Annotated in this window: 18 protein-coding genes and 1 tRNA gene; 8 read left to right on the top strand and 11 right to left on the bottom strand. The window is 43.8% G+C overall.

Translation table 11 applies throughout. The features are described from left to right. Positions 1 to 124: 124 nt before the first annotated feature. Together AC3CHU_RS12180 and AC3CHU_RS12185 are read right to left on the bottom strand one after the other, a co-directional pair. A complete protein-coding gene (locus AC3CHU_RS12180; RefSeq protein ID WP_004736127.1) occupies positions 125 to 817 on the bottom strand; it encodes an oligogalacturonate-specific porin KdgM family protein in 693 nt (230 codons plus the stop codon). A 536-nt stretch (positions 818 to 1,353) separates the two neighbouring features. Beyond that, a complete protein-coding gene (locus AC3CHU_RS12185; RefSeq protein WP_488524631.1) occupies positions 1,354 to 4,008 on the bottom strand; it encodes a beta-N-acetylhexosaminidase in 2,655 nt (884 codons plus the stop codon). A 406-nt stretch (positions 4,009 to 4,414) separates the two neighbouring features. Between AC3CHU_RS12185 and AC3CHU_RS12190 the strand changes: the two genes are divergently transcribed. Both AC3CHU_RS12190 and AC3CHU_RS12195 read left to right on the top strand, forming a co-directional pair. Next, complete coding sequence (locus AC3CHU_RS12190; RefSeq protein ID WP_488524632.1) at positions 4,415 to 5,302, top strand: TraB/GumN family protein; 888 nt, start codon at positions 4,415 to 4,417, stop codon at positions 5,300 to 5,302. Positions 5,303 to 5,423: 121 nt separating this feature from the next. Beyond that, complete coding sequence (locus AC3CHU_RS12195; RefSeq protein WP_428783700.1) at positions 5,424 to 5,846, top strand: hypothetical protein; 423 nt, start codon at positions 5,424 to 5,426, stop codon at positions 5,844 to 5,846. 393 nt (positions 5,847 to 6,239) lie between these two features. Here the strand turns inward: AC3CHU_RS12195 and AC3CHU_RS12200 are convergent. After that, positions 6,240 to 6,316: transfer RNA gene (locus AC3CHU_RS12200), tRNA-Pro, on the bottom strand. 255 nt (positions 6,317 to 6,571) lie between these two features. Between AC3CHU_RS12200 and AC3CHU_RS12205 the strand changes: the two genes are divergently transcribed. The 3 genes from AC3CHU_RS12205 (at position 6,572) to rluF (ending at position 8,732) form a co-directional block, all read left to right on the top strand. Next, positions 6,572 to 6,712, top strand: a complete 141-nt coding sequence (locus tag AC3CHU_RS12205; protein WP_004736246.1) for a DUF3149 domain-containing protein — start codon at positions 6,572 to 6,574, stop codon at positions 6,710 to 6,712. Positions 6,713 to 6,879: 167 nt separating this feature from the next. Further along, complete coding sequence (smrA, locus tag AC3CHU_RS12210; RefSeq protein ID WP_488524633.1) at positions 6,880 to 7,461, top strand: DNA endonuclease SmrA; 582 nt, start codon at positions 6,880 to 6,882, stop codon at positions 7,459 to 7,461. Positions 7,462 to 7,637: 176 nt separating this feature from the next. After that, the gene (gene rluF / locus AC3CHU_RS12215; protein WP_488524634.1) at positions 7,638 to 8,732 is read left to right on the top strand and encodes a 23S rRNA pseudouridine(2604) synthase RluF; all 1,095 of its coding nucleotides are present in this window, start codon (positions 7,638 to 7,640) and stop codon (positions 8,730 to 8,732) included. Between the two features lie 127 nt (positions 8,733 to 8,859). Here rluF and ybaK read toward each other — a convergent pair whose 3' ends face one another. The 8 genes from ybaK to hemA all read right to left on the bottom strand — a co-directional run bounded on the left by ybaK (position 8,860) and on the right by hemA (position 17,111). After that, positions 8,860 to 9,333 carry a Cys-tRNA(Pro) deacylase gene (ybaK, locus tag AC3CHU_RS12220; RefSeq protein ID WP_017076861.1) on the bottom strand — a complete coding sequence of 158 codons (474 nt, stop codon included), beginning with the start codon at positions 9,331 to 9,333 and terminating at the stop codon, positions 8,860 to 8,862. Between the two features lie 118 nt (positions 9,334 to 9,451). Further along, on the bottom strand, positions 9,452 to 11,113 hold the full coding sequence (gene ushA / locus AC3CHU_RS12225) for a bifunctional UDP-sugar hydrolase/5'-nucleotidase UshA (protein ID WP_102550805.1): 1,662 nt from the start codon (positions 11,111 to 11,113) through the stop codon (positions 9,452 to 9,454). A gap of 454 nt (positions 11,114 to 11,567) precedes the next feature. After that, on the bottom strand, positions 11,568 to 12,422 hold the full coding sequence (gene kdsA / locus AC3CHU_RS12230) for a 3-deoxy-8-phosphooctulonate synthase (protein ID WP_186733011.1): 855 nt from the start codon (positions 12,420 to 12,422) through the stop codon (positions 11,568 to 11,570). Between the two features lie 22 nt (positions 12,423 to 12,444). Next, entirely contained in the window at positions 12,445 to 13,254 is an 810-nt protein-coding gene (locus AC3CHU_RS12235; RefSeq protein WP_017084479.1) for a SirB1 family protein, read from the bottom strand. A 27-nt stretch (positions 13,255 to 13,281) separates the two neighbouring features. Continuing rightward, a complete protein-coding gene (locus AC3CHU_RS12240; protein ID WP_004736238.1) occupies positions 13,282 to 13,665 on the bottom strand; it encodes a SirB2 family protein in 384 nt (127 codons plus the stop codon). A 191-nt stretch (positions 13,666 to 13,856) separates the two neighbouring features. Beyond that, entirely contained in the window at positions 13,857 to 14,729 is an 873-nt protein-coding gene (prmC, locus tag AC3CHU_RS12245; RefSeq protein WP_488524635.1) for a peptide chain release factor N(5)-glutamine methyltransferase, read from the bottom strand. A 5-nt stretch (positions 14,730 to 14,734) separates the two neighbouring features. Next, positions 14,735 to 15,823: a peptide chain release factor 1 gene (gene prfA, locus AC3CHU_RS12250; RefSeq protein ID WP_004736236.1), complete on the bottom strand. Its 1,089-nt coding sequence runs from the start codon at positions 15,821 to 15,823 to the stop codon at positions 14,735 to 14,737. A 28-nt stretch (positions 15,824 to 15,851) separates the two neighbouring features. Beyond that, complete coding sequence (gene hemA / locus AC3CHU_RS12255) at positions 15,852 to 17,111, bottom strand: glutamyl-tRNA reductase (protein WP_488524636.1); 1,260 nt, start codon at positions 17,109 to 17,111, stop codon at positions 15,852 to 15,854. A 160-nt stretch (positions 17,112 to 17,271) separates the two neighbouring features. On the opposite strand from hemA, the gene lolB reads away from it, so the two are divergent. The 3 genes from lolB to AC3CHU_RS12270 are packed head-to-tail and all read left to right on the top strand — an operon-like array spanning position 17,272 to position 19,784. Continuing rightward, positions 17,272 to 17,940: a lipoprotein insertase outer membrane protein LolB gene (lolB, locus tag AC3CHU_RS12260; protein WP_054542530.1), complete on the top strand. Its 669-nt coding sequence runs from the start codon at positions 17,272 to 17,274 to the stop codon at positions 17,938 to 17,940. Beyond that, positions 17,937 to 18,812, top strand: coding sequence for a 4-(cytidine 5'-diphospho)-2-C-methyl-D-erythritol kinase (gene ispE, locus AC3CHU_RS12265; RefSeq protein ID WP_004736233.1), 876 nt, complete (start codon positions 17,937 to 17,939; stop codon positions 18,810 to 18,812). Before lolB ends, ispE begins: the two co-directional genes overlap by 4 nt. Before the next feature lie 27 nt (positions 18,813 to 18,839). Beyond that, positions 18,840 to 19,784 carry a ribose-phosphate pyrophosphokinase gene (locus AC3CHU_RS12270; RefSeq protein WP_012603389.1) on the top strand — a complete coding sequence of 315 codons (945 nt, stop codon included), beginning with the start codon at positions 18,840 to 18,842 and terminating at the stop codon, positions 19,782 to 19,784. Positions 19,785 to 19,953 lie beyond the last annotated feature (169 nt).

The following is a 19,953-nucleotide window of genomic DNA, read 5'->3' on the forward strand; positions in this document are numbered from 1 at the left end:
ACCGGGCTGTTAGTGCCGCTATATTTCTCGCTAATTGGCTAAGAAGCTATTTAACAAAAAGCTATTTAGCGAAGAAGCTCACTCGGCTAATAATCTAATCGACTAAGCAGCCAAGTGAATCGGCTTAGAAGCCGTAAGAAGCACCGAATACGAATGCGTTGTTCTGCTTAGAATCGCCGTTTGCGAAATCTACGCCGTTAGCTTGGCTACGGAACTCAAAGTAAGGTTGAACACCTTGACGAGTCCATGTAGCACGTAACTCATGGTCCATCGCTTCAGCATCAATCATGTATACGTTGTTGTAGCTAAGTGCTAGGTCAGCATTCACTGTGTAACCAATGCGGTTATCCATGCGGTAGTCTGTGTCAGCATTAGCCGAAGTATCATCGATGTGTGCACGAGTACGGTTGCTAATAGAGATACCGTTATCGAAGTTGTAACCGATCTTAACTAATGGACGGAACTGAATGCTCTCACCTGCAGAGAATAGGTGTTGGTAACCAGCAGCAACCCATAATTTGTCAGTAATGTTGAAAGATTGCTCACCACCGACAGTGATGCCTGGAGTAGTATTACCTGCACCGCCATTTTCAGATTCAAGTTTGCCAAGTTGGATGCCATCAAACTCAGAATAAACCGTGAAGCCGCCTAGAGAGTTGTCAAACGTGTGACCAGCTTCTAGCGTAGAAGTCATATCAGAACCGTGGATACGGCCATCGTCATGAATTTGGATGTTACCTGTAACGTAAGAAGAACCAGCAAAAGCACTAGAAGCAAAAGCAAGAGAAAGTGCACTTAGAGCAATAATTTTTTTCATAGTAAACTGCCTTAGTTTGATTTTTTCAGCGGCACATCTTCGGTACATCATTCACCTTCACCGCTTGAGTAGTTAGTTGCCTCCCTGGCATGAAATCTATGTTGCTCGAATTAATTTGCGTTTCAAAATAAAAGAGTAAGCAGAGTGATCTCTCTCACTATCAAAAAAGAACAAGTTATTTAATATATTTAAATCAATCACTTAAAAATATAAAATTTAATAAAAAAGTTAAGACTTAAAAATACACAGATCGAGATCACGTTATTTCACGTCACAAAATTAGATTAAGTTAGTTCAATCACACCTGATTTAGAGTTTTTGATGAGAGACTTATTTTTTGAAGAGAATAATGAGAAGCGCGTCACTTTTGCGATGGAACTCACCTTATGTACATTGTTGACGATATACATAAAGGCTATTTCTATATGTTTCAGTTTAAGAGAAGTGGCTAACTTGATTTGGACGAAAAAAAAGCTCCCACTCTTATCTGAATCAGATAAAAGCTAGGGAGCTCTTCTATTAATGTTGCTTGTCGATTATTTTACCGAAGTTACTCGACTTACTTTCTCGCCACTTTCAGAGATAGAGCGGATGTACGTTTCACCAGAAACCGAAGGACGTTGCTGCTCATCATAAGTCAGCCAGTTTTCACCATCAGCTGAGTATTGAAGCTCTACGCCTGGGAATTGTACGTTCATCGCTAGCTTGCCATCAACAACCTGAGCGCCCGGTACTGGCAGTCGGTAATCAATGCCAGCTTTCTCAAGCTTAGCCAATTCACGTTGCCCTACAATATTCGCGAAGCGATTAAAGTCACTGTTTAAAGACTGCTTATTCACTAAGTCAGTATCTTGAGAGTATTCAACGCCCACTTTGTAGTCGTTTTCCCAATCAGCTCGGTGCCATGCGCGCTCTGCTGCTGCAAGTACGCGAGGGAACACCATGTATTCATACTGCTCGTCAGTACGTACAGTTTCAGACCAAAGCTGCGCAGACAAACCGTAGAAAGGTTTCGCTTCAATCTCACCTTTACCACTGAAGCCATTGCCGTCACGGTCTAATGACGTTTCTGCGTTTTGTGGCATGTTCTCTGGAGCAAAGCCAAACATCTTACGAGTATCGGTTGCACGCGTTGCCCAGTAGTAACCACGTTCTGCTGCGTCTACTTCGTATGGCATATCCATATATACGTAATCTGGGTTAGAAACAATTACGTCATAACCTTTCGCAGACCAGTCGTAAACTGATGAAGTGCCGCCCCAGTAAAGAACGTCCCAGAAGTTAACGCGAGTCGTATCAGTAGCGAAGCCAGATTCACCCTCTTCCACATACTTCAAGCCATCTTGCCAAGCTTGGAAGTGAGGAATTCCTTTGTCTGCAACAATTTTTGATACTTCTTTTGCAAAGTAGCCAGGTAGGTGACCGAAATCACTCACTGAACCATCAGCAATCAAAGACTGACATTGTGGAGACTGTTGGAATGGCTTATCTTGCTTGTCGAGCTCAATGTTACCTTTCCACGCCACTTTGTCTTCTGCATTAATATCTTGGAAGCCTGCGCCTAACTTAATGTTTTTCGCTTCATCGCCACCAAAGTGCCAAGTCGTTAGCGGCATGCCCGCTTCATTGTGCATTGCTGCAATTTCAGTAATCACTTTATCAACAAAGCGAGTCGATGATTCCATACATGGGTTGATGAAGCTGTGCTTATCGTAGAACTGAATCGTCGTCACGTTTGAAGTATCTTGTGGATCCATCAAGCGATATTCACTTGCTTCAGCTTCTTTGCCTTCCGCCATTAGGCGAGTGTAACGCGCTTCCATTGATACCACAGCAGAACGAGCGTGTGCTGGCATATCAATTTCTGGAATTACTTCGATGCTGCGCGCTTTTGCGTAGCTTAAGATCTCGACGTAATCCGCTTTACTAAAGAAACCGGAGCCAAAGTTGTCTGTTGTTGGACCCGAACCTAGCTGAGGCAGTAAACAGCTTTGCTCTTCCAAATCAAAACAACGATTAGACCCTACATCCGTTAGCTCTGGTAAACCCGGAATTTCTAAACGCCAGCCTTCATCATCCGTTAAGTGAAGGTGCAGTTTGTTCATCTTGTAGGCTGCCATTTGATCTAGCGTGGCTAGGATGGCATCTTTTGAGTGGAAGTTTCGAGCAACATCTACCATCACACCGCGGTAGTCAAAGCGTGGCGCATCTTGGATCGACAGTTGTGGTAATGATTCAGCGTTCTGACTGTCTATTAGGCCAAAAATAGACTGAACGGCGTAGAAAGCACCTGTTTGATCAAACGCTTTAATCGCAATCCCCTCTTCCGAGATGCTTAGTTCATAAGCGCCAGATTTCGCTAAATCACCCGTAAACTGAGTAGGAACAACAGCAACACTAACAGGTAGGTCGCCACTCACATCTACGTTTACCACATCTGCACGTTCTTCAATTGCAGCGAACTGCTCAGCATCGAATGCGTCTTTAGGTAGGGCAATACCTCCAGCAATGCTCACTGAACCTTCGCCCGCTTCTACCGACATTGGGGTTGGTAAAAGCGTTGTGGATACATCTTGCGTTGCTAGATCAGCATTCTTTTCAAAGCGAGTAACCGCTGTTGCCATGACATTGTTGTCATCAGGTGTACGCTTAAGGTTGTTTCCTTCCAAACCTGTTACGAACGACGCGACATCTTCCGTATTCAATGAAGCAATCATCTTAGGTTCAGCGTTTGGCGCCGTTACAAATGCACCCGGCATAAAGTCGGTTTCAAACAGTTGCCAGTATTCACTTGTTAGTGGAAGAATCACTTCTTCACCAGCGGCAAAACCATCGAACTTATCTGTAGGTTCTAGTTTGTGTAGGTCGCCCGTTACACGAGTGATTTTAAACTGCTCATTATCAACATCTAAGATAAGGCGAATACTGTGGAAGTAGATAGTCCAATCTTTCGAATCGATCGCTTCACCGTCGTTGCTCAGAGTCATGTTCACTTTGTTACATGATGCCCACTCTGCGCCTAAATCCTGACAAGCCATGCCTTCGTTTGCGCCGTGGTTCGTCAAGATTTCGTATTGCACATCAAGGTTATCAGCCAGTGCATTAACCACTTTTTGTTCTGGTGCTTGTGTTACCGCACAACCCGTTAAACCAGCCAGTACCGCTACAGATAGTAAGTTTCTCTTCAACATCGTATTCACCCATAAATTTAAAAAATTGAGTCAGAAGCAAAATAGAACGCTTCAAAAGTTAGATAAACTATATGGCCTTATTTTTCGCCGTGAATTAAATCAAGTTAATAAAGTGATCGGCTTCAAATCTAAAAAATATTGATAAAATTAACCTGATTAAAATCATAAAGTTACCGACATCGACAGTTCCGTCAGTTTTATTTTGACGTAATATTTGAGAATTGAATCACAATCTTTTGAAAGGATTTCATAAAATCATGTCGTTGTTACTGAGAAAGGTTTAAGAGTTTGTTGGTGTTGTTATACTTTTCGTACAAACAACGTGACATCGTTCTCAAAAAAAACCGTTAAAAAACACCGTCAAAATCGATTTTAACGAGTTTAAGACTTCCTAAAGGAGCTCCCTTTGCGCCCATTCTTCTACATGACTTTATTCGTTCTCGCTTTTTCAGCTAGGCAAGCGGTCGCCGAGCCCCTTTATTGGCAAGCAAAAAAGGATGAACTGACACTCACTATCTTAGGTTCCGTGCACGTTGGGGACGAGAGTATGTACCCACTTCCTTCAGCGATCACCGATGCGCTAAAAAACAGTGATGGGTTAGTTATCGAAACGGATATCAGAAAGTCTGATGGCGTTGTATATCCTCACAGCAAACTCACCACAGCCGATGTGCTCAATGAAGAACAACTGCAATTATTAACCGACATATCAAAATCGTTGGAGATGCCGACGCAACAACTGCTTAGCTCACCGCCTTGGGCGACTTCTCTTTCCATACAGATGCAGCAGCTAAAAAACCTTGGTTATGGCTCCGCCAGCGGCGTTGATGCGACACTAGCTCACAAAGCAACGATCCAAGATGTTCCGGTAATCAGTTTAGAGCCCCTACAGTTCCAAATAGACCTGATGACAAAACAAAAGGACGACGGTAAAGAATGGTTAGTCAGTAGCCTTGAAGAATTTGACCAAACTGATCGTGTGGTTCATTGCTTAATCGAAAGCTGGAAAGCAGGTGATTTAGCGAAGCTGGAAGCCTTCGCAGAGCTGTCTGAGATGTCGCCTGAACTCGAGAAAGCATTCTTAACTGATCGCAATATCGACTGGGCAAACAAACTATCCGCCAATAATTGGAAACTCGATTCAAATGGGAATTATTTGATCGTGGTTGGCGCCTTGCATCTAGTTGGCGAAGGTAACCTTTTGCAGTTGTTAAAAGAGAAAGGTTTTAATGTCACTCAACAATCACAAAGCCAACAGGCTCAGTGTCAATTTGAGGTTAGTGACGACAACTAACTAAATTCGATACCATGACCTTCTCATAATATAACCATTACCTAATAACAGAATCATTACATTTAATAGCACCATAACGGTGCTATTATCTTTCGCTCTTTTTATACACGGTGTTGTTCTCATGAAACCAGTACTCTTCGCTTTACCTTTAGCCCTCGCGATCCTGATGCCCACGGCAGCGTCTGCCAAAGAAACTTGTACCATCGAACAGTTTCAAGCCATCGACATTCAGCCAGATACAAAAGGCGGCGTGCTAGATAAAGAAAGCGGACAGTTTTTGATTACTGAGAAGCCACCCATGCGATGCGCGAATATTACGTTCACGACGTCTACGACACGCAACCGTATCGCAAGCCAAATGAATGGTAATTTTGAAGCAAGCTTTTACGATGGCAAGACAGGTAACTCTCACTCGGTGACCTTTAACGAAGATGAAGTACAGGCAGGTTACATTCGAATTGGTCCAAATAATCCTGTTGAAGCGTATATTTGCTTTGTTACCTCAGAGACACCAATCAAAAACATTACTTGTGATGTGAAGTAAACAGATTTGGGACGGGCTTATTAAGTCAATCCTTTTCTCTATGTGGGATATTTAGAACAACAATAGATTCCCTATTCGCTCCTTCGTCGCTCTAGGGAATGTCGCATATACCTGAATGCAAAAATGTCGTAGCCCTTCTCTATAATAAATGGTCTACGGCTTCTTTAATGTGGTGTTGAAGAGCTTATTTTGAACATCAGGCGAACCCTACCTAAGTTCTAATCCCATTTCTCATACCCGGAAACGACGAAAGCCGGCTCAATGAGCAGGCTTTCTTTAATACGGTCAGTGAAGAGCTTGTTTTGAACATCAGGCGAACCCGTTGACCAAGTGATTATCTTTATCCTGAAATGCAAAAAAGCCGTAGCATTTCTGCTACGGCTTTCTTTAATGTGGTCGGTGAAGAGGGATTCGAACCCCCGACCCTCTGGTCCCAAACCAGATGCGCTACCAAGCTGCGCTATTCACCGAGATATCTAACTGGCTGATTGCCTGTCGATGAAGCGTATAATACGGATTCTGAATTTATGCGCAAGAGCTTTTTTCACTCTTTTTTACAATATCGAATCGTTCGAACAAAAGACGTACAACCTAACGGCTGATGTGACGAAAAACACACACTCAACAACAAGTATTTAACTTATGAAACAGGATTGATCCAGATCAGTGAATTGATAACGCTAATTAATACACTGAGCCATGTCATATAACTTTGAGGTATACACATGGACTTTTGGCTAGAACTCCTATTTGGTAATGCAGTGGGGCTATCTTCAATGATAGTAATATTCGGGGCTCTGGGTCTCATGATGTTTTATGGAGGCTTCTTCATCTACAAAGTTATGACTGAAAAATCTCCTCACTAGAATCGCTCAGCCTAAATCATCTACTTTTAAGTATCATTTTCTTTGGGTGGATGTAAAAACGCTTTGCACCGGAGCAGACTTATTGTCTTCTCCGGTTTTTTCATTTTTAAACCCGGCCTCAACTTAGGTATACTTACCCTATCCTTCTCCAACTTGAGATACACACTATGTCTCATGATGACGACTTAGACCTATTCCAAGAAATGATGGGCGATGTTAAACGTATCGACCATGACACCGCCGAACACCAGAAAGTACACCGAGTCACAGAATCTCACCTTGCTAAGCGTGAAGCCGCTATGTGGCTGTCTGACGACGAGAAAGACTACTTATCATTAGACTACTCACCAATGATCAAGCCAGACGACGTCATTGCTTACAAGACAGATGGTGTACAAGAAGGCGTATACAAAAAGCTGCGCTTAGGCAAATACCCTATTCAAGCCAAACTCGACCTTCATAGGAAAACACTGAAAGACGCTCGTAACGAAGTACTCTCATTTTTACGCCAGTGTTTAAGAATGGATGTTCGCACCGTTATCATTGTTCACGGTAAAGGTGAGCGCTCGAACCCACCAGCAATGATGAAAAGCTACGTAGCGAATTGGCTCACGCAAATTAACGACGTTCAATGTGTTCACTCTGCTCAGCAATTTCATGGTGGCACTGGCGCAGTCTACGTTATGCTCAGAAAGAGTAATGAGAAAAAGCTGGAGAACAGAGAGCGCCATCAAAAACGCACCAGTTAACTGGTTGAAACAGATAAGTACACTGATAGCGAATTGCATCAAGATCGATATTTCGTGCCTAGACTCACACCAAGTGCTAAAATCGTCCTCAGTTAACGAATCCCAACTCAAAGCAACTATCAAAAGGTTGCTTTTTGTTTATCTATATTTCCGTTGTGAAACGCTAAGAGAATATCATGTCACAAGAACCCCAAGCTAAACGCCTTAATAAATACATCAGTGAAACTGGTTTTTGCTCACGCCGCGAAGCCGACAAACTCATTGATGCAGGCCGAGTTACTATTAACGGTAAGATCCCTGAAATGGGTACTAAAGTCTTGCCCGGTGATGATGTTGAGATCGACAATAAACCTGTTCGCTCAAAAGAGAAGCCAATCTACATTGCTCTTAATAAACCAACAGGCATCACCTGTACTACTGAACGTGATATTCCTGGCAACATCGTCGACTTTATCGGCCACCACAAACGTATTTTCCCTATTGGTCGTCTAGATAAGCCTTCTGATGGTCTTATCTTCTTGACCAACGATGGCGACATCGTAAACAAAATCCTACGTGCAGGTAACAACCACGAGAAAGAATATGTGGTGCGTGTAGATAAGCCGATTACGACTGAGTTCTTGAAGCAAATGGGCGCTGGCGTTCATATTCTCGATACTGTTACCTTGCCATGTAAGGTCGAGAAAGAAACCAAGTTTTCGTTCCGAATTACACTAACGCAAGGCCTTAACCGCCAAATTCGCCGTATGTGTGAAGCATTGGGTTACGAGGTATTTAAGCTGCGCCGAGTTCGTATTATGAACATCTCATTAGACGGCATTCCTAACGGGAAATGGCGCTACCTGAGCGACGAAGAGATCACTGAAATTTTAGCGATGTGTGAAGGCTCTGTAAGTACTGAAGATGCATCAAAAATGAACGCGAAAGGTCAACGCATTCGCAAAGCGACAGACGCAAAACTTTTTGATAGCCGTGAAGAAAACCAAACTTCCACAGCGCGCCGTAATCAAAACGAGAACCGTACTCGCACCTATCGCGGTAATAATGCGGATGAATTCCGTCATGCGCCTAACTCGAAACGTGGCCGTAACTCATCGAATGGTGAAAGCGGTGGCAATACCGAGAACTGGAAATCGAACTCTCGTTCAGAGCGTTCTAATTCAGATAGAAACAATTCGGATCGCACCCGCACAGATCGCAACAATAACGATCGTCGAAGCGGTAAGCCTGCACCGAAGCGTGTTGGTGGTACTTTAGGTCTGAAGAAGTAGTCATAATTCGTCCTCAATGTACAAGCACATTTCAGGATAGACACTCAATATAAAATCGCCCGCTAGGTTAATCTAGCGGGCGCTTTTGTTTGTCATTTGGTAGTTATATCATCATGACGACGACAATCTATAAACATAGATCAGCAAACTGACCGCGAGTCAGTAGCGCTAAGTCTTTCGGGTCGAGTTCAATTTCTAGCCCGCGCTTCCCTGCACTCACGCATATCGTTTCAAAATCTGTCGCGCTGGAATGAACAAAGGTAGGCAAGGCTTTTTTCTGACCAAGAGGGCTGATCCCACCCACCACATAACCCGTAGTTTTCTGAGCAATATCAGGGTTCGCCATCTCTGCTTTTTTGCCTTTTGCCGCTTTTGCCGCAAGCTTCAGGTTTAGCTTCTGATCAACGGGAATAACGGCAACAGCTAAATCTTTAGCGACGCCATTCAAACAGAACAAAAGCGTTTTAAATACACGTTTAGGATCCTGCCCAAGCGCTTCAACGGCTTCTAATCCGTAGTTCGTATTATTCGCATCATGGTGATATTGATGCACGCTATGAGCGATTTTCTTTTTCTTAGCGAGATTGATTGCAGGGGTCATAACAAATCCAAACGATAGATAAACAAAAAGCGACGCCGAGGCGTCGCTTTAGTTAAATTTATCATGGTGCTAGAGTCAATCTAATTTAGCACCTATTGACTCAATCAACTGGGTTCAATTACTTGTAAACCATTTGACCAGAAGGTGCGTACTTGTTCACGTCAACTGGGCTGTTCGCTTCTAGGTATTCTTTCAGTACTTCAGCATCAACAAAACCTGTGTTCACGTAACCAGGGTGATCAGAAAGTTTAGGGTAACCGTCGCCACCAGCCGCGTTGAAGCTTGGCACTGTGAAACGGTATGTTTCGTCTAAACGAAGCTGTTTGCCACCGATGAAGACATTCGATACTTCACCGTTTGCTACTGTCATTGAAATGCCAGCGAACTGCGCGTAAGCACCAGAATCGATTGGTTTCGTCGCCACAACGTTTAGGTAATCTAGAACTTCTTTACCTGTCATGTCTGTGTAAGTCAGGATGTTTGCAAAAGGTTGTACCTTCAGTACATCTTTGTAAGTGACATTGCCCGCTTCAATTGAGTCACGAACACCACCAGAGTTCATCACAGCGAAGTCTGCTTGTGCACGCTCCATGTGAGAAGTCGCAATCAAACGACCTAGGTTAGTTTGTTGGAAACGCACCACGTTACGATCGCCTTCAAGCTTGCCATTTGTCTCAGCGATTTGAACTTCTAGCTGTGCTTGGCCTTGCTCTTGGAAAGGACGTAGGAATTCAAGTAGCTCTGGATCTTGTGCGATTTCATCTTGAATAAGAACACGTTGCTTCTTACCGTCAATCTTAACTTTCTTCTTAAGGTTAACTGGAACCAGATCGTAGCTCACCATCTCTAGTTCGCCGTTACGGAATTCGTAATCAGCACGGCCTACGTACTTGCCCCACTCGTGAGCTTGAACGATGTAAGTACCGTTCTGTACGTCTGGTTTACACTCATCACCCGGCTTGAAGTTTTTCTTCGCAACGTTAGGGCCTTCCATACATACAGGCTCTTGAGAGTGACCACCAACGATCATGTCTAGGTCGCCTTCGTTTAGGTAACGAGCAAGTGCTACATCACCCGGTGCGTTAACACCACGTTGGCCGTTTTCGTAGTGACCCATGTGAGTCACAGCGAAGATTAAGTCTGGCTTCTCTGTTTCTTTAAGTTCAGCGATCAGCTTCTTCGCTTCTTCTTTCGGGTCACGGAAATCGATACCAGCGATAAACTCAGGGTTACCGATTTTTGCCGTATCTTCAGTTGTTAGACCGATAACCGCAATCTTGATACCTTGCTTTTCAAACATCTCGTAAGCTTGGAACTTGCGTTCACCTGTTGCTTTGTCGTAGATGTTTGCAGACAGCATTGGGAAGTTAGCCCAATCGATCTGTTTTTGTAGTACGTCTAGTGAGTTATCAAACTCGTGGTTACCCAATGCCATTGCATCGTAACCAATTTTATTCATACCTTTGAAATCAGGTTCTGCATCTTGAAGATCTGACTCTGGCACACCAGTGTTGATGTCACCGCCAGATAGAAGCAACACGCTACCGCCTTCTGCTTCAACTTCAGCACGAAGTTGATCAACAAGCGTTTTACGCGCAGACATGCCGTATTCACCGTATTTGTTCTGCCAGAAACGACCATGGTTGTCGTTTGTGTGAAGAATCGTTAGCTTGTAAGTTTCGTCTTGGTTCCAATCTTGAGTTGATTGAGACGCACACCCAGCTAGAGTAGCTAGGATTGCAGCACTTAGTGCTGTCTTTAGAATAAGGCGTTGCTTCATTGTCATACCTTTGAACTTTTAGGGGAATCCACTGCTTTTTATAATCTATTGCGACCCCTTTCCTGGAGTTCGAACAATAAGACTTCAACATGACTAATCTTAAATTAACATTCTAGATGTAACACGACGATTTCATATTTATGTCGAATTGGTCACGCATAGATCGGCAGTTAAGTGTAACAAAATTATGAGATTACACTCAAACTTCCCCTGCATCACAGGCAATCGTTTACTTATAAAGTGTGATGAACATCAGTAATTCACTATAAACAGGACAGACCTCATACTCATATACGAGTTTCTTAGGTAATAACCCGCCTCGTTAACAACGATTTAAATGAACGATTTATGTTCGGCTGCTTTTACGAGATAAAAAAAACCCAATTCAAGGAACTGGGCTTTCTTAACTCAACTTTTGTTAAATAACGTTTCCGTTACTTCACATCCATCTCAATTATTTAATATCAATATGCTCAAAGCCTTTGATAAGGTCATCAAGTGCTTTCATCTGCTTCAAGAACGGCTCTAGTTTATCTAGAGGTAGCGCCGATGGGCCATCACAGCGTGCTTGATCCGGGTTAGGGTGAGCCTCAAGAAACAGACCCGCAATCCCCGTCGCAAGACCTGCTTTAGCAAGTTCAACCGTTTGCTCACGACGACCGCCAGAGGCCGCACCTGATGGATCACGCATTTGAAGCGCGTGAGTCACGTCAAAGATGATTGGGCTGCCGTTTGATGATTTTTTCATTACACCGAAACCAAGCATATCAACAACTAAGTTGTCATAACCCATGCAAGAACCACGTTCACAAAGAATGATGTTGTCGTTGCCACACTCAGCAAACTTATCAACGATATTACCCACTTGATCTGGGCTCATGAACTGAGGCTTCTTCACGTTGATTACAGCACCGGTCTTAGCCATCGCTTCAACAAGGTCAGTTTGACGAGCAAGGAACGCTGGAAGCTGGATTACATCAACCACATCAGCAACAGGCTGAGCTTGTGCTTCAGTGTGAATATCAGTGATGATCTTCACGCCAAAGGTATCTTTCAGCTCTTGGAAGATTTTAAGACCTTCTTCCATACCTGGACCACGGTATGAGTGAACTGAGCTGCGGTTCGCTTTATCAAAAGACGCCTTAAATACATAAGGGATGCCCAGCTTCTCTGTTACTTTCACGTAGTGCTCACAGATCTGCATTGCTAGATCGCGAGATTCAAGAACGTTCATGCCTGCAAATAGCGTAAATGGTTTGTCGTTAGCAATTGGCATGTCACCAATGTGAACTGTTTTCTGTTCCATCATATTCTCTCTAAATAATTATTAATTAGTGAACAACCACTGTCTTTTCGTTCATGACGTTCACTTGAGATTTCAGTAACTCAGATGCAGGGTCATCTGGGCATTGGTCGATAAAGTATTGGTAATCCGTTGCAGCAACTTGATGACAGTCTAGCTGCTGATAAATAAAGCCACGGTCACGGATTTCATACGGATCATCCGGCACAAACGTTAACGCAAGATCAGTACACTTCAATGCAAGCGTATAACGCTCTTCTCGCAATAATGCACTCTTAAGCAACGCTAGCCACTTACCAATAATCGTTGGGTGATCGGCAACCTCTAAGTGTTCCGCTTTCACCTTAGCGAGTGGGCCATCATGGCCGATTAACCAAGCTCGTAAAGTTTGTACGCCAACATACTCACCGTTGTAAGGGTTAATATAGACGGCTGCTTGCCCGTACCAACTCACTTTTAGCAAGAATTGAGTAGGGAAAGAGACGCCCTCTACAGGGAAGCCTAGCTTGCGACCTAGAAAAAGAAAAATCGCACCAAGACTCACAGGGATGCCTTTCTTTCTCTCGAGCACTTTATCGATGAATGCGTTTTCCGAAGAGAAGTACGCATCTTTATCGCCAGCAAAACCCCACTCGTAAAAGAATAGTCGAATAAAAGATTCAAACTTCTGCTGCTCATCGGTTTCATTAACCAAAGCAAACTCAGCGTCTTTTAACAATCTCGCCAGTTCTTGCTCAGCCCAGCTGTCTTGAGTTTCTGGGTTAATCGCTTTATTTAAGATCAATGCACCTTCAGCTAACTCTAGCTGGTCAAAGTCTTCATCAAAAAATTCGTACATACGTAACTAACCGAAATAAGGAGATAATTAACCGAAAAATGTTGGTGTCTTCGTCATTGCAATTTTGCCTGCCATCGCTAACCAGCCAAGCGCACCAAAGAAAGAGAAAACTCTCAATAGCTTGTTTTTACCCAACTTAAGTGCAAAGAAGCCCAGTGCGATGTAAGCCATAACACAAGTTAGTTTTTCGGTTAACCATGGCGCTGCTGGTGTAAATGGAATAAAGCCAGTGATAAAAATCAAACCAATACCCGATAGCAGCAGCAACGAGTCATTGATATGAGGGAAACGCTGCAAGAAAGGATGCTTAAGCTTTGGTGAGTTAACCATCATCAGAGCGAAACGAATCGAAAGAAGTAGCGCGCTTATAGCAATCGTTAGTAGGTGAAAATGTTTTAAACCTTCGTACATGGTATTCCTTTATATTTTTATATGTGCTTTCGTTAACACGAGCCAAACAATACCCGTTAATGCCCTGTATTTCTGCGTTAATTCTCTGTATTTCCGCGTTAAATGCATTATCGAGTTAAGTGTATTGTCGAGTTAAAGGTATCAATTTAGCCAGTTAATCATCTATTGATCACAAGATGATGAACAGCAGCCTATGAACAGTAACGACCTAGTGTCACTCGGTCATTATCACCGTAATCTTTTTCTGTAACCACATCCAAGTAGCCCAGTTGTTGCATTATCTCACGTACCGCCAAGCCTTGGTCATAGCCGTGTTCAAATGCTAGCCAGCCTTCGTTTTCTAAAAAACCGCGTGCGTTTTCAGAGATGTATCGAATATCAGCTAAACCTTTCTCTTCAGCAACTAACGCTGTGATCGGTTCAAAACGCACATCACCTTGAGATAAATGAGGGTCATTCTTCTCAATGTAAGGTGGGTTCGAGACAATCAATGAGAACTTTACCGCTTCTTCTTCAGAATTCACCGAGTTCAAAGGTTCAAACCAACTGCCATGTAAAAAAGTGGCGTTAGTGATATTTAATCGCTGAGCGTTTTCTGTCGCAAGTTGCTGCGCTTCAGGGCGAAGATCAATACCCGTCACTTGTCGGTTCGGCATCTCAGACGCTAATGCCAAAGCAATCGCACCAGTTCCAGTTCCTAAATCGAGAATCGCACCTTGCTTGCCATACGTTTTGTCTAACGCCACTTCAACTAAACGTTCCGTATCTGGACGCGGGATTAAAGTAGAAGGAGAGACTTTTAAAGGCAGTGACCAAAACTCACGTTCACCAACAATATAAGCAACTGGCTCACCGGTTAAACGACGTTTTAGAAGGGTATGGAATTCGGATTCTTGTTCTGAAGTGAGATGTTTCTCAGGCCAAGTCAGTAGGTAAGATCTAGGTTTATCTAAGGCGTGACAAAGCAGTACCGCAGCATCAATCGAGGGCGATGTGTTATCGCCCTCTTGAAGCTGTACGATTGCTGACTTTAAAGCACTTTCAACCGTATATGCTGACTGCATAGTAATTAGTTGTGCTCAGCAAGTGCTGCTAGCTGATCGGCTTGGTGCTCTTGTAGAACAGGATCAAGCAGGCTTTGCATATCACCTTCCAGAACTTCGTTCAGGCGGTAGATAGTTAAGTTGATGCGGTGATCAGAAACACGACCTTGAGGGTAGTTGTACGTACGAATACGGTCACTACGGTCACCAGAACCTAATAGGTTACGACGTGTATCTGAAATCGCAGCAGCACGACGCTCTTCTTCAGCTTGAACGATACGAGCTGCAAGAACCGCCATCGCTTTCGCTTTGTTTTTATGCTGAGAACGCTCGTCTTGACACTCTACTACTGTACCTGTTGGTAAGTGAGTAATACGGATTGCTGAATCCGTGGTGTTAACGTGCTGACCACCCGCGCCAGATGCACGGAAAGTATCAATCTTAAGATCGCCCGCTTTGATTTCTGGTAGATCCGCTTCTGGGATCTCAGGCATAACCGCAACGGTACATGCTGATGTATGAACACGACCTTGAGATTCAGTCTCAGGCACACGTTGTACACGGTGACCGCCAGACTCAAACTTCATGGTGCCGTAAACAGCGTCGCCACTGATTTTAGCGATCATCTCTTTAAAGCCGCCCTGCTCTGAAACATTGCTGCTCATCACCTCAACGCGCCAACCTTTTTTCTCGGCAAATCTAGAGTACATGCGGAAAAGGTTACCCGCAAAAATACCCGCTTCATCACCACCAGCACCGGCACGAATCTCTAAGAAACAGTTACGCTCATCGTTTGGATCTTTTGGAATCAGAAGAATTTGCAGCTCATCAGTCAGACGTTCAATGTTCGCTTTCGCATCTTTGATCTCTTCTTGAGCCATTTCGCGCATTTCTGCGTCGTCTTCATTTGCCATCTCTTCAGCAGCTTCTAAATCTTCTTGAGCTTGCTGGTATGATTTGAAGCACCCCGTCACCTCTTCTAATTGAGAATACTCTTTTGACAAGGCACGGAATTTGTCTTGATTCCCAAGTACACCGGGATCACCAAGTAGATGTTGAACTTCTTCATAGCGTTCAACAAGTGTTTCAAGCTTTATTAGAATCGAGGCTTTCATAATGTCTTATTCTGTTGGAGGTCGAATATTATTGAGGGTTTTCTAAGCCCAAACTCTGTCTAATGACCATTAATTTTGCAGGTTCTCCTTGCTCAGCTGCACTTTGAAGTGCACGCGTTGGAGCATGGATCAATTTGTTTGTGAGCTTATTACTTAGCTCAAGTAAGACTTTCTCAGGGTCACCGCCAGCGGCAAGTGATTGTAAACTCTTACTTAATAAATCTTCTCGGATTTCATTGGCCGATTTACGGTAATCACGAATACTGTCTACCGCTTGCAGTGAACGCATCCAACTCATAAACGCGGCGCTTTCTTCACTAACTATTGCTTCAGCTTGAATCGCTTCTACTTTTCGTTGTTCAATATTGCCATCAACGATCGACTGCAAATCGTCAACGGAATATAGGTAAGCATCATTCAGATCGCCGACCTGAGATTCCACATCACGAGGAACTGCAATATCAACCAACAACATAGGTTGATGTTTTCTTGTCTTAAGTGCGGTCTCTACCATGCCCTTACCAATAATAGGCAGCGGGCTTGCAGTTGAGCTGATCACGATATCCGCTCTATGCAAATGGTCAGGAATCTCATTCAGGCTGATCACTTCAGCACCAAACTCTTCAGCTAGACCTAAAGCACGCTCACGAGTTCGGTTAGCCACTATCATCTTAATGCAGCCATTCGCAGAAAGGTGTTTAGCCACCAATTCAATCGTCTCACCCGCACCAACCAATAACACGGTTGAATCGGCAATCGACTCAAAGATGTGTTTAGCTAACGTACAGGCTGCGTAAGCAACAGACACTGCGCTTCCGCCAATTTCAGTTTCAGTTCGAACACGCTTGGCGACAGAAAATGATTTCTGGAACAGTTTTTCCATTGAAGCATCAACAGATTTGTTCTCTCGCGAGTCCGTATAAGCTTGCTTCACCTGACCTAAGATCTGCGGCTCACCCAATACCAAGGAGTCCAAACCACAAGCTACGCGCATTAAATGTTTAATCGCGGCCTGCTCTTCATGGATATAAATGCTGGGTTTTAGCTCTTCAGGGCTAACTTGATGGAAAACTGACAACCAATCGATGAGCTTGTTTTTTGCCACGCCTTTGACGTCACAATACACTTCAGTTCGATTACAGGTAGAAAGTATGACACTTCCATTTACGTGTGCATTTGCGTTAAGTTGCTTGAGTGCCTCAGATAATTTATCTGGACCAAAAGCGACTTTTTCTCGCAATTCAACCGACGCTGTATTGTGATTGATACCTACGGCAAGCAAAGACATGTATCAGAAGTTCTCGATCAGGGAATGGAAACAAGGGGCGAATTTTACTTGATGCATGGCTCTATTTAAAGAGCAAGCGGGATTTGTTTTCCTGACTTCGTGAATTCAATGCTATAGTTGAGACGTTTTTTAGATAAATTTGAACAAGTTGTGAGCAAATATGAACAAGCTTCGTAAAATCACGTCTCTTATTTTTATGACCATAATTATGGTGGGTTGCTCTTCTATCCCAGAACAACCGACCAGCGTCGAGTGGCAAAGTCACCAAGACCGGCTTTTACAGATAGAAAACTACCAAGCCTCAGGCAAGCTCGCTTACATTTCTCCAGAGCAACGCCAAAGCCTAAATTTCATTTGGAAGCATTCACCAAATCAGAGTCAATTAAGACTGACCACTTTCCTTGGTCAAACCGCCTTGAACCTCACCATTGATCCATCGGGTGCCAAGGTAGTCACTTATGATGATCAGGTGTTCACTCACGCAAGTGCATCTGTATTGGTAGAGCAACTTACTGGATTACAGATTCCTATTGACCATCTACCACAATGGTTCCTTGGCATTCCAGATCAAGCCGATAGCTACCAATTGAACACCACCAACACGCTTGAATCTCTCACCAAACAAGTTAGCAACCAACTATGGACACTGAATTTTGATAACTATCGAAATACAGAGATGCCGAGTAAACTATTATCTGGTGAAGACAACAAGAACTCTAGTGAAGACAACACTAAGGTAGAGACAATCCCACTCCCTACTCGATTGTCATTCAAGCAAGACGAGAACAAAATCAACATTGTAGTTTCGAAGTGGACACTGAAAAAATGATAACAACGCCAACCCACTGGCCTTCGCCGGCTAAACTGAATTTATTTCTTTATATCACTGGCCGACGCGACAATGGCTATCACGAACTTCAGACCTTATTTCAGTTTGTCGAATTTGGCGATGAACTGACGGTTAGTGCAAACTCAGAAACTAGCTCGATAACAATCACACCAGAAATTCCTGGGGTAGCACTTGAAGACAACTTGATCTGGAAAGCCGCTACTGCGCTGCAGCAATATACCTCAACGTCTTTCGGTGCGGATATTGAACTCAAGAAAGTGTTGCCAATGGGAGGTGGCATTGGTGGGGGCTCTTCAAATGCAGCAACCGTGCTGGTCGCGCTTAATTATTTATGGCAACTCAACCTCTCTGATGATCAACTTGCCGAAATCGGTTTGCAGCTTGGTGCTGACGTTCCGGTCTTCGTTCGAGGCCACGCCGCCTTTGCCGAAGGGGTTGGAGAACAGCTACAGCCCGCTAATCCGGATGAAAAATGGTATCTCGTTGTCAAACCTCAAGTGAGCATAGCAACTGTAGACATATTCACACATTCAGAATTAACTCGAAATACGCCGAAGCGAGCACTAGCAACGCTTCTAGAGCAAGAATACGTAAACGATTGCGAAAAAATTGTGCGAATGCTGTACCCAGAGGTTGATAAGCAACTTTCATGGCTGCTACAATACGCGCCGTCGAGATTGACTGGTACGGGTTCATGCGTTTTTGCTGAATTTAGCAGCAAAAAAGAAGCCGAATCGGTGCTAGAGCAACTGCCTGACACAGTTTCCGCGTTTGTCGCGAGAGGACGAAACATTTCGCCTTTGAAAGAAACTTTGGCTGAATACCAATCAGCCCACCCACAATCTATTTAAAACTGGACGCAACCCGAGGTTTCCACCGTGCCTGATATGAAGCTATTTGCTGGTAACGCAACACCTGAACTAGCCCAACGTATTGCTGATCGTCTATACATCTCTCTTGGCGATGCTACTGTAGACCGTTTTTCTGATGGCGAAGTCGCTGTTCAAATCAATGAAAACGTTCGTGGTAGCGATGTATTCCTGATTCAATCAACTTGTGCACCAACCAATGACAACCTTATGGAATTGGTGGTAATGATTGACGCAATGCGCCGTGCTTCTGCTGGCCGTATTACTGCTGTAATCCCTTACTTCGGTTATGCCCGTCAAGATCGTCGTGTACGTTCTGCTCGTGTGCCTATTACTGCAAAAGTTGTTGCAGATTTCCTTTCTAACGTTGGTGTTGACCGCGTTCTTACTATCGACCTACACGCAGAGCAAATCCAAGGCTTCTTCGATGTACCTGTTGATAACATCTTCGGCACTCCAGTTCTTCTAGAAGACATGGCTAACCGTGGCCTAGAAAACCCAGTAGTGGTTTCTCCAGACCTTGGTGGTGTTGTACGTGCTCGTGCAACCGCTAAAGCGCTAGGTGATGTTGACATCGCTATCGTTGATAAGCGTCGTCCACGTGCTAACGTTTCTGAAGTAATGAACCTGATCGGTGATGTTGAAGGTCGTGACTGTGTTATCGTTGATGACATGATCGATACTGGTGGCACACTGTGTAAAGCAGCTGAAGCGCTTAAAGAGCGCGGTGCTAAGCGTGTATTCGCTTACGCTACTCATGCTGTATTCTCTGGTACTGCTGCAGAAAACATCCGTAACTCAGTTCTAGACCAAGTTATTGTTACAGATTCAATCAAGCTTTCTCCAGAGATGGCTGCGACAGGCAAAGTGACTGAGCTAAGCCTTTCTCGCATGCTTGCTGAAGCAATTCGCCGCATCAGCAACGAAGAATCAATCTCAGCGATGTTTAACTAATCAAAGCTCTATAGCTTTGTTGTAGAAAAGCTTTGTTTTAGAAACTCGTGAGAGAGACATATTAAGCACTTCATTGAATGAAGTGCTTTTTTTATGTCTAACCAATATTAAGCCGCAATTCACCACAGTCAGGAATCATCGTGTTGCTATCAGCTAGCTCGCACCTTTT

The organism is Vibrio sp. QJM3NY_39 (assembly GCF_057785895.1).

Excerpts from the sequence above, each read along its gene's own strand:
- rluF (WP_488524634.1), top strand. The coding sequence starts at position 7,638 with ATGTCACAAGAACCCCAAGCTAAACGCCTTAATAAATACATCAGTGAA.
- kdsA (WP_186733011.1), bottom strand. The coding sequence starts at position 12,422 with ATGATGGAACAGAAAACAGTTCACATTGGTGACATGCCAATTGCTAAC.
- ispE (WP_004736233.1), top strand. The coding sequence starts at position 17,937 with ATGATAACAACGCCAACCCACTGGCCTTCGCCGGCTAAACTGAATTTA.
- prfA (WP_004736236.1), bottom strand. The coding sequence starts at position 15,823 with ATGAAAGCCTCGATTCTAATAAAGCTTGAAACACTTGTTGAACGCTAT.
- AC3CHU_RS12235 (WP_017084479.1), bottom strand. The coding sequence starts at position 13,254 with ATGTACGAATTTTTTGATGAAGACTTTGACCAGCTAGAGTTAGCTGAA.
- lolB (WP_054542530.1), top strand. The coding sequence starts at position 17,272 with ATGAACAAGCTTCGTAAAATCACGTCTCTTATTTTTATGACCATAATT.
- prmC (WP_488524635.1), bottom strand. The coding sequence starts at position 14,729 with ATGCAGTCAGCATATACGGTTGAAAGTGCTTTAAAGTCAGCAATCGTA.
- AC3CHU_RS12180 (WP_004736127.1), bottom strand. The coding sequence starts at position 817 with ATGAAAAAAATTATTGCTCTAAGTGCACTTTCTCTTGCTTTTGCTTCT.
- ybaK (WP_017076861.1), bottom strand. The coding sequence starts at position 9,333 with ATGACCCCTGCAATCAATCTCGCTAAGAAAAAGAAAATCGCTCATAGC.
- AC3CHU_RS12205 (WP_004736246.1), top strand. The coding sequence starts at position 6,572 with ATGGACTTTTGGCTAGAACTCCTATTTGGTAATGCAGTGGGGCTATCT.
- ushA (WP_102550805.1), bottom strand. The coding sequence starts at position 11,113 with ATGAAGCAACGCCTTATTCTAAAGACAGCACTAAGTGCTGCAATCCTA.
- hemA (WP_488524636.1), bottom strand. The coding sequence starts at position 17,111 with ATGTCTTTGCTTGCCGTAGGTATCAATCACAATACAGCGTCGGTTGAA.
- AC3CHU_RS12195 (WP_428783700.1), top strand. The coding sequence starts at position 5,424 with ATGAAACCAGTACTCTTCGCTTTACCTTTAGCCCTCGCGATCCTGATG.
- smrA (WP_488524633.1), top strand. The coding sequence starts at position 6,880 with ATGTCTCATGATGACGACTTAGACCTATTCCAAGAAATGATGGGCGAT.
- AC3CHU_RS12185 (WP_488524631.1), bottom strand. The coding sequence starts at position 4,008 with ATGTTGAAGAGAAACTTACTATCTGTAGCGGTACTGGCTGGTTTAACG.
- AC3CHU_RS12240 (WP_004736238.1), bottom strand. The coding sequence starts at position 13,665 with ATGTACGAAGGTTTAAAACATTTTCACCTACTAACGATTGCTATAAGC.